This window comes from Flavobacterium amylolyticum (genome assembly GCF_048284335.1).
Classification (GTDB): domain Bacteria; phylum Bacteroidota; class Bacteroidia; order Flavobacteriales; family Flavobacteriaceae; genus Flavobacterium.
Map to the genome: position 1 here is coordinate 1273655 of NZ_JBLVPG010000001.1, position 16290 is coordinate 1289944.

Genomic DNA, 16290 nt, shown 5'->3' on the forward strand with positions numbered 1-16290 from the left:
AATAAAGATAAAATTTAATTTTACAAATGGTAATTAAAGTAATAAAAAATTAAATAAATCAGAAAGTTTTCAACACTATTACGTTTTCGTAACGCAATTAAAAAGGGCTCTTGTCGGAGGTGACAAAATTTACATAAATTTAACATTCGAAGTAATGGTTAAGCTTAAAAACTCAATAAAAATTAAATTAATTTAAACAAAAAGTATGAAAACAATTTATAAAAAGTTGTTAATTTTAGTACTGCTACTCCCTTTTAGTATTCTGGCTCAGAAGACTATTGGTGGGACTGTTCTTGATAAAACATCAGGGCAGCCTATTCCGGGTGTAAATGTAAATGTGCAAGGATCCACAAATGGTGTTTCTACTGATTTTGACGGAAAATATCAGTTGTCTAACGTAAAAAGTGGAGATAAAATCGTTTTCTCTTACATTGGTTACACAAATACTGTTGTAGATTATGTTGCTCAAAATTCATTAAATGTATCCTTGCAGGAAGACGCGAATCAATTGCAAGAAGTAGTCGTTCAAGTGGGTTACGGTACCGTTAAGAAGAAAGACGCAACAGGTGCTGTAACGGTTCTGACTACAAAAGATTTTAATAAAGGACCTGTAACGTCTGCGGATCAAATGATCCAAGGTAAAGTTGCCGGTTTGCAAATTATTAATGGAGGTGGTTCTCCTGGAGAAGGGGCAACTATTAGAATTAGAAGTGGGTCTTCATTATCAGCAAATAATGATCCTTTATATGTAATTGATGGTGTGCCAGTAGCGGCTGGTGGAGTAGAAGGAAGTAGAAATCCATTGACAACTATCAATCAGAACAATATCGAATCTATTTCAGTATTGAAAGATGCTTCTGCTACAGCTATTTATGGTTCTCGTGCTTCGAATGGGGTAATTATTATTACTACCAAAAAAGGAAAAGCGGGCGATTTACAAGTAAATTACAACGGAAATTTTCAGGTATCTGAAATCACGAACAAAGTGGATGCTTTATCGAGTATGCAATTCAGAGATTTTATAGCTGCAAATGGTAACGCGGCACAACAAGCTTTACTTGGTGCTGCAGATACCGATTGGCAAGAGGAGATATACAGAACCGCTGTTGGTACAGATCATAACATTGCATTAAGTGGAGGTTCTGATAATGTAGTGTACAGAGCTTCTGTAGGATATACTAACTTGAATGGTATCTTGAAAAAAGATAATATGGAAAGAACGACGCTTGGTATTGGTATTACAGGCAACTTTCTAGACAATCATTTGAAAATCGAATTGAATAACAATACCTCTCTTATTAATAGTGTTTACAGTAATCGTGATGCAATTGGTGCGGCTATTCGTTTTGACCCAACACAAGCAGTAAGAAATCCTGATGGTACCTTTTTTCAATGGTATACGTCTCCTACTGAAATCAATCAATTAGCAGGAACAAACCCATTGGCTATGATTGATCAAATCAATAGAACGGGTAATGCATACAGAAGTATTGGAAATATTCAAACTGAATATAAAATGCATTTTTTACCGGAATTGAAAGCCGTGGCTAATTTTGGTTACGATCAACTGAGGGGTACTTATAATGAGGTTATCGCTGCGGATTATCGTAATGGTTTGAAAGGCTCGGGATTTAATAATACTTTTGAAAAATCGCAATCGCGTTTTAATAAATTGATGGATTTGTTTTTAAATTACAACAAAAAAGTTGAGTCTATCAATACTGTTTTTGATGTTACTGGAGGGTATTCTTATCAAGATTTTAGAGAGTCACTATATGCTAAAAATTATAATTTCGAAAGTAAAAATACTACTATCGATCCTAATTTTCCTTCACGTATCAACTTGCAATCGTTTTTTGCCAGAACAAACATCAGTATTGCGGATAAATATTTAGTAACATTGTCTTACAGACGAGATGGTACTTCGAGATTCACACCTGAATTTCGTTGGGCAAATTTCCCTGCTGTTGCTTTGGCTTGGAAAGTAAATGAAGAAAATTTCTTGAAAGATATTGCTAGTATTTCTACCCTAAAACTTCGTGGCGGTTGGGGTATTACAGGTCAACAAGATATTGGGGTAAGTTATCCCGCTATTCCATTTTATTTAGCGTCTAATACAGCTGCTCAATACCAATTTGGAAATCAATTTTACACGACTTATAGACCAGAGCCGTATAATAGTAATTTGAAGTGGGAGCAAACTACGACCCTTAACGCAGGTTTAGATTTTGGATTTGTGAACAATAGGATTACTGGTAGTGTTGATTTGTACAAGAGAACTACAGAAGATTTATTGTTAAAAACACAAAATCCTTCGTTCTTCGGATTTTCTAATTTTGACAATTATAACATTGGGACAATAGAAAATAAAGGAATCGAAATTGCTGCAGAAGTAATTCCTGTTCGTTCAGAAGATTTTGAATGGAGAATCGGAGGAAATATAACCTTCCAAAATTCTGAAATTACGAAATTAACCACAGCGTTGCCTAACACTCCAGGCCTTAATGTAGGAGGTTATGAAGGAGCAACCGGAAATTTTATTCAAAACCATCAAGTAGGGTATGCGCCAAGTTCCTTTTATGTATATGAACAAGCTTATGATGCAAACGGTAAACCATTAGACGATATTTATATCGACAGAAACAAAGACGGGATTATAACGGAACAAGATAAATACCGTTTTCACAAACCCGCAGCCGATGTTTTTTATGGTTTTAATACTAGTGTTACCTACAAGAATTTTGATATGGGAATGAACTGGAGAGGATCTTGGGGTAATTACAATTACAACAATGTAGATTCTAGTAAAGGTTCTTTTAATAATATTTTAATTAGAGATACAGATTTAGCGAATGGTGTTGCCAATGTTTTAGAAACCAATTTTAAATCGACGGATACCAAAAGATTTGAATCCGATTATTACATTCAAGATGCTTCTTTTATTAGACTAGACAACGTAAGTGTTGGCTATACTTTTAATCAAAAAGAGAATTCTAATTCATTAGTTAAATTGACATTGTCAGCTCAAAATGTTTTGGTAATTACCAAATATGAAGGATTAGATCCAGAAATTTCTGGAGGTATTGATGGAAATTTATACCCACGACCAATTACTTTCACGTTAGGTTTAAACGTTAATTTCTAATACAAATAACAAGAAAATGAAAAAGACAAAAATAAAATTATTGGGTATTTCTTTGTTACTGTTGGTGATGGTATTCCCATCCTGTACAGATGATTTGAACCAAGCTCCAGAGAGTGCCAATGCCATTCCGGGAGAACAGTTTTTTAGTACCCCAGAATCGTACAAACAAAATCTAGCTAAGTTATATGCGGGATTTGCCACTTCAGGTCAAACCGCAGCCGGATCTCCAGATATCTCTGGAATTGATGAAGGAGAAAGTCAATATATAAGAGGATTTTGGTTACTGCAGGAATTAACTACAGACGAAGCGGTTATAGGCTGGAATGATGGAACTATCAAAGACCTGCATTCACAAACATGGACTTCTTTGGATCGTTTTATCACAGCTACTTTTGCACGTTTCTCTTTTCAAATTGTAAACTGTAATGAGTTTTTAAGACAAACTACTGATGAAAAGTTAGCCTCTAGAGGCCTTGATGCTGCTTTAATAGCGGAGATTAAAACGTACAGAGCCGAGGCTCGTTTCTTACGCGCCTTAACCTACTGGCATCTAATCGATTTGTTTGGTGGTGGTTCCTTAGTTACTGAAAATTCACCAAGCACATTTTTTTACCCGGAATATGCTACAAGAGCTGAATTGTACAAATTTGTTGATGAGGAATTAACAGCAATTTCTGGGGAATTGAAAGCGCCAAAAGCAAATGAAGCATATCGCGTAGATCAAGCTGCAGCTTGGATGCTTCAAGCAAAATTGTATATGAATGCTAAAGTATATATAGGAACGGATAACTATGCAGGAGCAGTACCATTAATCACTAAAGTGATTGGGTCTGGGTATGCTTTGCATACCAATTACAACCAATTGTTTTTTGCTGACAATGACAAGAATGGAGCTCAAAATGAATTCATATTTGTTATAGGTTTTGATGGTATTCACACCCAAACTTATGGAGGAACAACATTCTTAACGCATGCGCCAGTAGGAGGAAGTATGAATGCGAGTGAATTTGGAATTAATGGTGGATGGGCTGGAATTAGAACTACTGCTGCCTTTGTAGATAAATTCACACCCAATACAACGGATACCCGTGGACAATTTTATACAAATGGACAAACTAAAGAAATCAAAAACATTGGATCTTTTACCGATGGATATGCCATTCAAAAATTTAGAAATGTAGATGTAAAAGGTGTACAAGGATCAGATAAAGCAGGGAATTTCTCGGATTCAGATTTTCCTATTTTCCGTTTAGCGGATGCGTATTTAATGTATGCTGAATGTGCTGTTAGAGGAGCTGGTGGGACATTGCCAACTGCAGCAACATACGTAAATGCATTGCGTACAAGAGCCAAAGGAGCTTCGGTTACTCAAGGAGATTTAACCTTGAATTTTATTCTTGATGAAAGAGCTAGAGAGTTGCACTGGGAAGGACAAAGAAGAACGGATTTAGTTCGTTTTGGTAAATTTTCTGGTGGAGGGTACTTATGGCCTTTCAAAGGAGGATCTGCTGGTGGATCTCCAACGCAAGCGTTTAGAGATTTGTTTCCAATTCCTGCTACAGCGTTAGCATCAAATAATAAATTAAAACAAAACCCAGGATATTAAATAATTTTAAAAAATCAATACAAATGAAAAATATAACTAAATCAATACTTGCTTTATTTGCAATAGTTGCTTTGTCTTGCAGCGTTGAAGATGTACAGGACAGACCTGTTATCGAAGGAATAGATTCTCCAATGTTGACCGCTCCAACCGCGGGTGCGCGGTATGTGTTAAAACCAGAAAATGCCACTGCACAAGCAGAACGTTTTACTTGGAAATCGGCTAATTTTGGTGGAGATGTTCAAGTGAATTATGTAGTTGAAATGGACAAAAAAGGAAATGAATTTAAAACGCCTAAAGAAATAGGAAGTGCATTGCCTTCGGAAAATCAAGTTTCTGTTTCTGTAGAGTCTTTGAATGGAGCTGCATTGGTATTAAAAGCGACTCCTTTTTCTCCAATTGAATTTGAAGTGAGAGTGAAAGCTACTGCCGGAACTTTACCTGCCATGTATTCAAGTGTAATAGGGATCGTTGTTACCGCTTATACCACAGAAAGCCCTAAATTATGGGTTCCTGGTGGTTATGCAGCTGCTTCAGGTTATCCTAAAGATTGGGATCCCGCTACGTCTCCTCAACTTTCTGCTTCAGGATTTGGGAAAGTAGATTTTGAAGGGTATATTAATTTTAATGATGCTAACGCTGAATATAAGTTTACAAGCTTTCCGGAATGGAAAGGTGAATTTGGTGCTGGAGCAACTGCTGGAACTTTAGATCCAAAGGGCGCTAATTTTAAAATTCCAACTGCTGGTTATTATCAAATTGTAGTTGATACAGAGAAATTAACATACAAAGCAACAGCAACTGTATGGGGAATCATAGGAGATGGAACTCCAGGAGGATGGGACAATAGTACTGCTATGACTTACAACAAAACCACTAAAGTATGGACTCTTACTGCTAATCTTACTCAAAAAGAGATGAAGTTTAGAGCAAATAATGCTTGGGACATTAATTATGGTGATAAAGGTGCTGATGGAACATTAGAATTGAATAGCGATAACATCAAAGTTCCTTCTGCTGGAAATTATACCATTACCTTGGATTTAAGTTCTCCTAGAAATTACAAATATTCGCTTACAAAAAATTAGTATTTTTTACTGTTAGTAGGGCTATCTCATGGATAGCCCTTTTTTTATAAAACCAAATAGCTATGAAAAAAACTATACTTTTATTATTACTTTTCTGGTCACTGATCTCCTTGGCTCAGCAACAAACAGTAACTAGCACTATAAGTCCTAATCCCTTTGAAGAAACAACATCCATTACGATAACTATTGCTGGAAGTAGTGTAAATGAAGCAAGTTGGGGAATTACTGATCATTCTTTATATTTATGGACTTGGTCTTTAGATATCAATGATGCCAATAGCGTTGACTGTCCAACAAATGGTTCATGGACCGCTTCTAACGAGGCTAATAGGTTTACTTACACGTCAGCCTCAGATACCTATACTAAAACATTTACTCCAAATGCCTTTTATAACAGAACCGGAATTGGGAGAATAGGATTTCTTGTTAAAGCAAAGGATGGAACAGGAGATAAAAAATCCCAAGACAACTTTGTTGAAGTCGGCGCGTATCAAGTTAACCTAACAGCACCTGCAGAAAATAGCGCAACAATTATAGCTTCAGGAGGTAGTTTGAGTATTGCTGCTACTAATACCGGTGGAAATGCAAGCTATGTATTGAAAGCAAACGGAAACACTATCAATACCAATACTAGTACATCCAGTTATAGTTTCAATCATACTAGTATTACCGGGAATCAAAATTACGAATTGCAGGTTACTCAGGGAACAACCGTAATTACTAAAAAGTTCAGTGCACTTGTTAATCCGGGTACAGTTAATGAAGCGATGTCTGCGGGATTATTGGACGGAATAAATTACAATACGGGTGATGCAACAAAAGCGACTTTAGTGCTGGATGCGCCTTTAAAAGATTTTGTATATGTAGCAGGAAGTTTCAACAACTGGCAGCCTGCAGGTTCTTTTGCGATGAAAAAGGACTCTGGTTCAGGCAAGTTCTGGTTAGAATTAACTGGATTGGTTCCTGGAACAAATTACACCTATCAGTATTGGGTAGTTGATGCAACCCCTACTGCAGGAACCCCTTCTTTAGTGAAAACTGCCGATCCATATTCGACACTTGTTTTGTCTCCTAATGATGATCCTTATATTCCGGCATCGACTTATCCCAATCTCCCAGTTTATCCGGTGGGACAGGAAAGAGAAGTTACCGTTTTGCAAACAGGAAAAACTCCTTACGCCTGGAGTAGTGCAACCACTAATTTTGTAAAGCCTGCCAAAGAGAAATTGGTAGTTTATGAATTGTTGGTGCGTGATTTTGATGCCAATAGAAGCTATCAAAATTTGATTGACAAAATTGATTATTTCAAAAATTTGAAAATAAATGCGATTGAGTTGATGCCTGTAATGGAATTTGAAGGTAATGAAAGTTGGGGATACAATACCTCTTTTCACATGGCTTTAGATAAATTTTATGGTACTTCGGAAAAGTTAAAAGAATTTATTGATTTATGCCATCAAAACGGAATTGCCGTTATTTTTGATGTTGCATTGAACCATGCTTTTGGAAGAAACCCAATGCTGCGCATGTGGATGAATGATCCTGATGGGGATGGTTGGGGTTCTCCTTCGGTTGAAAATCCATATTTCAATACTGCAGCGATGCACAGTTATAGTGTAGGGGAGGATTTTAATCACCAACAATCCAGAACGCAAAACTATGTGCAACGTGTTATTAAACAATGGGTTGAGGAATACAAAATTGATGGCCTTCGTTGGGATTTAACCAAAGGGTTTACACAGAATTGCCCTGCAAATGTAGCCGGAGGACAAGAAGCCTGTACCGGAGTTAAACAACAAGACCGAGTGGATGTATTGCGAAAGTATGCCGATTATTCTTGGAGTTTAGATCCAACACATTATGCTATTTTTGAACATTTAGGGAATGATGATGAAGAACAACTTTGGGCCAATTACAGATTGAACGAAACACCAAGCAAAGGTATTATGATGTGGGGAATAATGACCAGTCAGTACAATGAACTGTCTATGGGCTATACAGGAAATATTTCCCGTATGAATAGTTCCAGCCATGGATTTACAACGAATAGACTTATGGGTTATGCTGAGAGTCATGATGAGGAACGCCTGATGTATAAAAATTTGCAATTTGGTAATAGTGCAAATGCGGCTCATGATGTCAAAACATTAAATGTAGCCTTGTCAAGAATGTCTGCCTTAGGGGCTGTTTCATTGTTGGTTCCAGGACCAAAAATGATTTGGCAATTTGGAGAACTAGGGTGGGAATCGTCTATTTTTACGTGTAATAATGGAAGTGTAAATTCACCTTCAGATGCAATCTCAGGAGATTGTAAGTTAGATACTAAACCCCAACCACAATGGGCCAGTAATTGGCTTGGTGATACAAACAGAAGTGCAATTTATAACGATTGGGCTAAAATGATTACTATGAAAACTGTAGAGGCTGTTTTTTCAGGAACAGCGACCATAGCGAATACCAGTTCTTTGTATCCAAATATCAAAATTACTAATAGTGCTTTGGCGTCAAGCCAACTCAAAGATGTATTGATCTTAGCTAATTTTAATGTAACCACTCAAAATGTGGCTGCTGGATTTCCTTATACAGGGGTGTGGTATAATTTGATGGATAACACTACGATTACCGTTACTAATGTCAATGATCCAATAACAATCTCAGCAGGAGGATACCGAATTTATGGAAATAAAACAGCAGCTTTGGCAATAGTGGATTATGAAAAAACGCCAACGATTTTGTTGTACCCAAATCCAACTTCAAGCTATTTTACATTAACTGAAACAACTTCTAAAGTAGATGTTTTTTCAGTAACGGGACAGTTGCTAAAAAGTTTTGATGGAGATCAATCGGCAGGACATCAATTTTCTGTTAGTGATTTGAATCAAGGACTTTATCTTGTAAAGGCCTACGATGAAAACAATAGGACTCAAACGATGAAGTTCATCAAAGAATAATAAATGGTGTTTGTTTTAATATTTGAAAGGCTGTCGTAAAAGACAGCTTTTTTTATGTAAAAAAAACTGCTCCATAAATGAAGCAGTTTTCAACCACAATTAAAATTAAAATCTAAATTTTGCCCTCTTTAATTTCTTCCACAATTTCAGGATTCAACAAGGTTGAGGTGTCGCCAAAATTAGAATAATCACCTTCGGCAATCTTACGCAGTATCCTGCGCATGATTTTCCCGGAACGGGTTTTGGGTAAACCAGAAACAAACTGGATTTTGTCGAGTTTGGCAATTGGTCCTATGTGATCGGATATGTGTTGATTAATCTCTTTACTAAGATTTTCTCGGTCTCGATATTCTCCAGTTTCTTTTAAAATTACAAAACCATACAAAGCATTCCCTTTGATGTCATGTGGGAAACCTACAATAGCACTTTCGGCAACTGCTGGATGTTCATTGATGGCATCTTCGATAGGCGCAGTTCCCAGATTGTGTCCAGAAACAATAACGACATCGTCAACGCGACCGGTGATTCTATAATACCCTACTTCATCGCGTAAAGCACCATCTCCTGTAAAATATTTACCGGGAAAAGTAGAGAAATAAGTGTCTTTATACCGCTGGTGATCGCCCCAAATGGTCCTTGCAATTCCTGGCCAAGGGAATTTAATACACAAACTTCCGGTAACTTGGTTGCCTTCAATTTCGTTTCGTTTTTCATCCATCAAAACAGGTTGAATTCCCGGTAATGGTAAGGAAGCGTAGGTAGGTTTCGTAGGGGTTACGAAAGCAATGGGCGAAATCATAATCCCCCCGGTTTCTGTTTGCCACCACGTGTCTACAACAGGACATTTTTTATCTCCTACGTGGTTGTTGTACCAGTGCCAAGCTTCCTCATTAATAGGCTCTCCCACGGAACCAATTACTTTTAAAGAATCTAGTTGATAGCGCTGTACGTATTCGATACTTTCCTTGGCCAAAGCCCTGATGGCTGTTGGGGCCGTATAAAATTGGGTAACTTTATGCTTTTCGATGGTTTGCCAAAAACGACTAAAATCAGGATAAGAAGGAACGCCTTCAAATATCACTGTGGTGGCACCGTTCAATAACGGGCCATACAGAATATAGGAATGTCCGGTAATCCAGCCAATATCAGCGGTACACCAAAAGATATCATTTTCTTCATAGTTGAAAACGTTCTTAAAAGTATAAGCGGAATATACCATATAACCCGCTGTAGTGTGTACCATTCCTTTTGGTTTTCCAGTTGAACCAGAAGTATAAAGGATGAATAAAGGATCTTCGGCATCCATGATTTCGGCCACATTATTATCTGATGCTTGGTCTAAAAGTGGCTGCAGCCACTGGTCACGGCCTTCTTTCATAGGAATGATCGTGTTGATTCTTTTTACAATCAAGACGTTTTCTACACAAGCACAACTCAATAAGGCTTCGTCAACGATTGATTTTAAATCGATAGTTTTGTTGCCACGATATCCGCCATCAGAGGTAATAACCATTTTACATTGGCTATCATTTATTCTAGCTGCCACTGCCGAGGCAGAGAATCCTGCAAAAACAACCGAGTGTATGGCACCAATTCTGGCACAAGCCAAAGTAGTAATGGCTAATTCAGGAATCATTGGGAGATAAATACAAACTCGATCTCCCTTCTTTATACCTTGTTCTTGCAATACGTTTGCCATTTTACAAACCCGTTCATGCAACTCATTGTACGAAATGTGTACCGCTTGTTCAGTTGGGTCATTAGGTTCAAAAATGATAGCCGTTTTATCTCCTTTTTTGGCCAGATGTCTGTCAATACAATTTTTTACAATATTGACCTTGGCATTGGTAAACCATTTAATTTCGGCATCTCCCATATTAAAATCAACTACTTTATCCCATTGTTGGTACCAAGTAAAATTTTCGGAAGCAATTTTATCCCAAAACTTTCGAGGCTCGCGAATTGATTTTTTGTAATGTTTGAAGTATTCTTCTAAATTATTAATTTTATAATAGCTCATGATTGTGGATAAATTTTATATGTTGTAAATACCTATTTTATACTTTTTTAGTGTGGCGGTGATTTCTGCTACAATGGATTCATCATCTATAGTAGATGGGATTTGGAATTCAGCACCATCAGAAATACTACGCATTAGTTTTCTAAGAATTTTTCCGGAACGCGTTTTGGGTAGTCGCTGCACGATGACTACATTTTTTAAGGAAGTTACAGCTCCTATTTGCTGTCGAACCAGTTTAATAATCTCATGTTCTAATTGATAGTGTTCGATTTTTTCACCCAATTTAACTACGACTAATGCCAAAGGAACTTGCCCTTTTAGTTCATCGTGAATTCCAATAACAGCACACTCCGCAATAGATGAGTGTGAAGCAACAACTTCTTCCATCTCCGCTGTTGAGAGGCGGTGTCCAGCTACATTGATTACATCATCCGTTCTTCCGGTTATAAAAATATAACCATCTTCATCTTTATAACCGCCATCTCCGGAGAGATAGTATCCTTCAAATTTATTAAAATAACTCGCTTTGAAACGCGTTTCGTTTTCCCAAATGCCCAACAAGTTGCCTGGAGGTAATGGTAATTTCACGACTACTAAACCTTCTTGATTTGCATTTAATTCTTCTCCATTTTCATTAAAAATCCGAATGTCATAACCACAAACGGCTTTTGTTGCTGACCCGGATTTGACGGGCATTTTTTCAATACCAAGTGAATTGGCAATCATTGGCCAGCCCGATTCAGTTTGCCACCAGTGGTCAATTACCGGTATTGGGATGTGTTTTTGATACCATTCTAAAGTGGCATTGTCACAACGTTCTCCGGCCAAGAATTGATTTTTTAGTGCGCTTAAATCGTATTGTTTAATAAATATTCCGTCAGGATCTTCTTTTTTGATGGCTCGAATGGCAGTTGGCGCCGTAAACATCGTACCTACTTTGTGTTCAGAAATTATTCTCCAAAACGTACTTGCATCTGGAGTTTTGATTGGTTTTCCTTCGAAAATTATGGTTGTATTCCGATTCAATAACGGCCCGTAAAGGATGTAGCTGTGGCCTACTGCCCAACCCATATCTGAAGCAGCCCAGAAGGTCTCAGCTTCCTTTACATTATAAATATGTCTCATTGAAAATTTCAAAGCAACCGCATAACCACCGGTATCTCTTACAATTCCTTTTGGTTTGCCCGTAGTTCCTGAAGTATATAAAATATAGAGCGGATGATTGGAGTTCAAAGGAATACAAGGCGTTTCTTCAGACCCGTAAACCAACGCGTCATAATCCACATCGTACTTTTTAAACGGAATTCGGGCCCCTAATTTTCGGTTAAAAACAATTACTTTTTTTGGGCGATGTGAAGCAAGTGCAATGGCTTCATCTACCAATGGTTTATAAGCAATTAACCGATCAACTTCGATTCCTGATGATGCCGTAATAATTGCTCGAGGTTTGCAATCATCGATTCGAATGGCCAATTCATTTGGTGCAAAACCACCAAATACAACTGAATGGATTACCCCAATTCTCGCACAAGCCAGCATCGCAAAAGCAGTTTGAGGAATCATTGGCATGTAAATTATGGCGGTATCTCCCTTTTTTAATCCCAGTGATTGCATCCCTCCCGCCAGTTTTGCTACTTCGGTTTTTACTTCCGAATAGGTGTATTTTTTAATAGTTTGTGTTACCGGAGAGTCATAAATAAAAGCAACTTGATCCCCATGTCCATCCTGAACATGCTTGTCTAATGTAAGGTAACAAATGTTTAATTCACCATCGTTATACCAAAGTGAGTATCCGTTTTTATCTTTCGATAAAATAGTTTTTGGTTTACTGTACCATTCAATAGCATCGGCCTGAGCTGCCCAGAATTTTTCTGGTTGGTTTATGCTTTGGGTATAAATATCTTCGTATTTCATGGTTTGAATTTGGCTCTTATTGAATTAAATCCTGAACTTGTTCTACTAATTTTTTGACGGAGAAGGGTTTGACCACATATAAATTAGCGCCTAATGAAAGTCCTTTTTCGATGTCTATTTCCTTGTTTTTTGCTGACAGGAATATGACTTTACAATGCTGTAAACGGACGTCTTTTTTTATTTGTTCTAATGTGGCAAAACCATCTACCATTGGCATCATGACATCCAGAATAATCACATCGGGTAATTGATTTTTCAAAATATCTAATGCTTCTTGACCATCTCGCGCTATGAAAACTTCAAAATTGTTTTTTTTGAAAGTATATTCCAGTGACATTACAATGTTTGGTTCGTCGTCTACTATTAAAATCTTCTTCATTTTTTAACTGTTTGCGGTTGTATTATAGTTGGGCAGTCTAAAGATAAAAGAGGCTCCCTCCGTGATGTTTTCTTCTGCCCAAATTTTGCCTTTATGATGTTCAATTATTTGTTTGCAAATGGCTAAACCCAATCCGCTCCCTATTGGTTTTTTTACATTCTGGTTTCTGGACTGAAAGAATTTGTCAAAAATGGCTTCAAAGTCTTCGGGGTTAATTCCCTTACCATTGTTGTGTATTTTGACTTCAATATAGTCTCTGTTTTCATGAATGGAAATCACTATTTTTCCCTCGGTTTCAGAACAAAATTTTATGGCATTTGATATTAAATTATGAATAACCTGAATGATTCGTTCTTCGTCATAAAAGGCTTTTATTTCTTTATTAGAATCATCGAATTCAATACTAATGTTTTTGTTTTTAATTAATTGATTCAGCGAATCCAGCGTGTTTTTAATGGTTTTTGTGATGTTGTTTTTAGACAAATAAATTTTTTGTTTTCCGGTTTCGAATTTTTCTAAATCCAGAATTTTATCAATTAAACGATTCAAGCGATCCGATTCGGATATTATGTTTTGTAAAAACTGTTTTCTCAGTTCTTCCGGAATGTCATCATCGTCATGAAGAATCTCACTTGCGGCACGTATTGCGGTGATTGGGGTTCTTAATTCATGGGTAACGGTGTCTAGAAACTCGTCTTTTTGAATGTCTTTATTGACCAGTTCCTGATTGGCATTTTTCAACTGTTCGGATATTTTTTTTAATTCATTTGAAGTATCAGTTAACTTTTTATTGATAATGATATTTTCCTTGGATTCTTCTAAAATTCGAAGTACTTCTGGCAGGCTTATTTTGTCTTCCTTGACTACACTGGAGATTAATATTTTGGCGGAAGCCGTACCAATATGTCCGGTCAATAGATTTTCTGCAAACTTTATAAAACGTGCATCGGCGGTGGTAATATTCTTATCAATATTGTATTTTAAATTGAATATTGTAAGCGCACGTTTTGTCCTTTCTTCACCAAGAAATCGCTGTAACACTTTTTGAATATCGGAGATGTAAGCGGTTCCTTTCCATACAAAAGCATTTTCGTGGTTGGTAATGTATTTGTCAATATCAACAAACATTTCAGCATAATTACGTTCTCTGTAATTTCCCTTGAAACTTACGGAAATAGCCATATAGCTCATCATATTAATTAGCAAACTCCAAAAAACAGCATGGGGAATAGGTTCTAAATAATCCAATCCAAAAAGTTGAAAAGGTTTCAGCAATTCAACACCCCAAGGTCCTTCTTGAATAAACAGGCTTGTGGATTCAGTTATCCCAACAGCGTACGGAATTAACAGCGTGTAAAAACAAGTTAGAAAGCCAAGAATAATTCCTGTTACGGCTCCCTTCTTAGAGCCTCTTTTCCAGAATATTGCTCCAAAAAAAGAAGGAGCCAGTTGGGCTATAACGACAAAAGCAACCAGTCCTATGGACACCAAAGAGTACTCCAAAATGAAAATCCTATAAATGGCATACGCCAAGATTATAAGCGAAAAAATTCCTATTTTTCGGCTAATTAAGATCCGCTTGTTGTTTTTTTCCTGTGAAGAATTCTGAAGTGAACCTATGAATCCATACGGAATTAACAAGTTGTTGCTTAACATGGTTGCCAATGCAATAGAGGATACGATAATCATTGATATGGCTGCCGAAAATCCTCCCAAAAACACTAGAACAGTTAGTGTGTTATTATTGAAATATTGTGGAATTAATAAGGAATACGTGTCGGAATTGTATCCTTGGCCTTCAAAAAGAATGTTTCCTCCCCAGGCAATTGGGAAAACAAAGATATTAAAAAGCAATAAATACAATGGGAAAAGCCACATTGCTGTGCGGATGTGACTCTCTTTATTGTTTTCAACAATAGCTGCGTGAAACTGTCGAGGCAAAAGAAAAATGGCAAACATAGATAACACACACAGAAAAAACCAGTTAATCCCATCCGTAATACTTCCAATGGTATTCTTTTTTTCGAAATTTTCAAGCACAACCGCTTTTTGGTAAATGTCATCAAATCCATCAAATACAAAGAAAGTGACGTAGATACCAATCATTAAAAAGAAAACTAGCTTCAAAATAGATTCCATGGCTACGGCGGTTACGATACCGCGTCTTTTTTCGGAAGCGTCAACATAACGTGTCCCGTAATACGAAGCAAATAATGCTAGAGCGATACAAACATAAGTGGTAGTATCAGTAAAAATATTTTCGCTTGATTGGGTTTTACTGACAATATGAAAAGTGTCTGAAATGGATTTTAGTTGTAAAGAAATATAAGGCACTATTCCAAAAATACAAACCATAGTGACTAATGCTCCTAAAAATCTACTGTTTCCGTATCGTAAAGAAATAAAATCTGCAATACTTGAGATTTTATTTACTCTCGAAATTCGAATAATTCTCTTCAGGATTATCATCCAAGTGGGTATAATAATTATGGGTCCTAAATAAATAGGTAAATAGCCCAATCCAGTATCTGCCGCTACACCGATGCTGCCATAGTAGGTCCAGGCCGTACAATAAACGGCTAATGAGAAAGAATACACATAAGGATTGTTTGTCCATTTAGAATGTTTTCTTTTTTCGGACCAATGTGCTATGTAAAATAAAATCGAGACATACAGTGCTAAAATCAATAAAAGCCAAATACTATTCATAATACCTTTTTATAATTAAGTACGTAATAGCAATTGAAAACAACCATGCCGAAAAAATGTAAAGATAAATTATGGGGAAACCAAAGAGAGGTTTCGAACTGTCAAATAATAGCAAAAGCGGAATGTTCAATGCTAATAGAATTAACACTGAAAGAATAACCAACTTTTGTTCATGTCTTTTTTTCATTGTATAAAAAATAAACAATCTCTACAAATGAATGCAGAGATTGTTTGCTTGGAAATGATTTAATTAATTGTTTTTTTCATCGTAATCTCCCATCAAGGCATAATACCCAAAGGTACCTAATCCTAAAACGATTAATGGCGTAAGGATGAAAAGGATGATTATTCCGAATACTAAATCCTCTTGCTTGCCGGATACAAATTTTGGTAATCCAAAGGTGAAGATGCAAAAATAGGCAGCGGCGATTGCTAACGCTATCCAGACTAATCCTAAAAGTCTTTTTATTTGATTCATAGT

At 36.7% G+C, this 16290-nt stretch carries 9 protein-coding genes; 4 read left to right on the forward strand and 5 right to left on the reverse strand.

All coding sequences use genetic code 11. From position 1 onward, the window contains the following. Positions 1 to 205 precede the first annotated feature (205 nt). The 4 genes from ACNQF9_RS05680 (at position 206) to ACNQF9_RS05695 (ending at position 8787) form a co-directional block, all read left to right on the forward strand. Complete coding sequence (locus ACNQF9_RS05680; RefSeq protein WP_417989813.1) at positions 206 to 3145, forward strand: SusC/RagA family TonB-linked outer membrane protein; 2940 nt, start codon at positions 206 to 208, stop codon at positions 3143 to 3145. Positions 3146 to 3161: 16 nt separating this feature from the next. Continuing rightward, positions 3162 to 4751 carry a RagB/SusD family nutrient uptake outer membrane protein gene (locus ACNQF9_RS05685; protein ID WP_417989814.1) on the forward strand — a complete coding sequence of 530 codons (1590 nt, stop codon included), beginning with the start codon at positions 3162 to 3164 and terminating at the stop codon, positions 4749 to 4751. 23 nt (positions 4752 to 4774) lie between these two features. After that, positions 4775 to 5836, forward strand: a complete 1062-nt coding sequence (locus ACNQF9_RS05690) for a SusE domain-containing protein (protein WP_417959266.1) — start codon at positions 4775 to 4777, stop codon at positions 5834 to 5836. Between the two features lie 62 nt (positions 5837 to 5898). Beyond that, a complete protein-coding gene (locus ACNQF9_RS05695; protein ID WP_417959267.1) occupies positions 5899 to 8787 on the forward strand; it encodes an alpha-amylase family glycosyl hydrolase in 2889 nt (962 codons plus the stop codon). 112 nt (positions 8788 to 8899) lie between these two features. On the opposite strand, the gene acs is transcribed toward ACNQF9_RS05695, so the two are convergent. The 5 genes from acs to ACNQF9_RS05720 form a co-directional block, all read right to left on the reverse strand. After that, complete coding sequence (gene acs / locus ACNQF9_RS05700) at positions 8900 to 10807, reverse strand: acetate--CoA ligase (RefSeq protein WP_417959268.1); 1908 nt, start codon at positions 10805 to 10807, stop codon at positions 8900 to 8902. 15 nt (positions 10808 to 10822) lie between these two features. Then, the gene (locus ACNQF9_RS05705) at positions 10823 to 12730 is read right to left on the reverse strand and encodes an acetate--CoA ligase (protein WP_417989860.1); all 1908 of its coding nucleotides are present in this window, start codon (positions 12728 to 12730) and stop codon (positions 10823 to 10825) included. A gap of 7 nt (positions 12731 to 12737) precedes the next feature. Further along, positions 12738 to 13100 carry a response regulator transcription factor gene (locus ACNQF9_RS05710; protein ID WP_417989815.1) on the reverse strand — a complete coding sequence of 121 codons (363 nt, stop codon included), beginning with the start codon at positions 13098 to 13100 and terminating at the stop codon, positions 12738 to 12740. A 3-nt stretch (positions 13101 to 13103) separates the two neighbouring features. Next, positions 13104 to 15809: an ATP-binding protein gene (locus tag ACNQF9_RS05715; protein WP_417989816.1), complete on the reverse strand. Its 2706-nt coding sequence runs from the start codon at positions 15807 to 15809 to the stop codon at positions 13104 to 13106. A 250-nt stretch (positions 15810 to 16059) separates the two neighbouring features. Continuing rightward, positions 16060 to 16287 (reverse strand): DUF6814 family protein, encoded by a 228-nt coding sequence (locus tag ACNQF9_RS05720; protein ID WP_417959271.1) that lies wholly within the window; start codon positions 16285 to 16287, stop codon positions 16060 to 16062. Between the last annotated feature and the right edge of the window lie 3 nt (positions 16288 to 16290).

Coding starts and splice junctions, on each gene's coding strand:
- ACNQF9_RS05680 (WP_417989813.1), top strand. CDS start 206: ATGAAAACAATTTATAAAAAGTTGTTAATTTTAGTACTGCTACTCCCT.
- ACNQF9_RS05685 (WP_417989814.1), top strand. CDS start 3,162: ATGAAAAAGACAAAAATAAAATTATTGGGTATTTCTTTGTTACTGTTG.
- ACNQF9_RS05690 (WP_417959266.1), top strand. CDS start 4,775: ATGAAAAATATAACTAAATCAATACTTGCTTTATTTGCAATAGTTGCT.
- ACNQF9_RS05695 (WP_417959267.1), top strand. CDS start 5,899: ATGAAAAAAACTATACTTTTATTATTACTTTTCTGGTCACTGATCTCC.
- acs (WP_417959268.1), bottom strand. CDS start 10,807: ATGAGCTATTATAAAATTAATAATTTAGAAGAATACTTCAAACATTAC.
- ACNQF9_RS05710 (WP_417989815.1), bottom strand. CDS start 13,100: ATGAAGAAGATTTTAATAGTAGACGACGAACCAAACATTGTAATGTCA.
- ACNQF9_RS05715 (WP_417989816.1), bottom strand. CDS start 15,809: ATGAATAGTATTTGGCTTTTATTGATTTTAGCACTGTATGTCTCGATT.
- ACNQF9_RS05720 (WP_417959271.1), bottom strand. CDS start 16,287: ATGAATCAAATAAAAAGACTTTTAGGATTAGTCTGGATAGCGTTAGCA.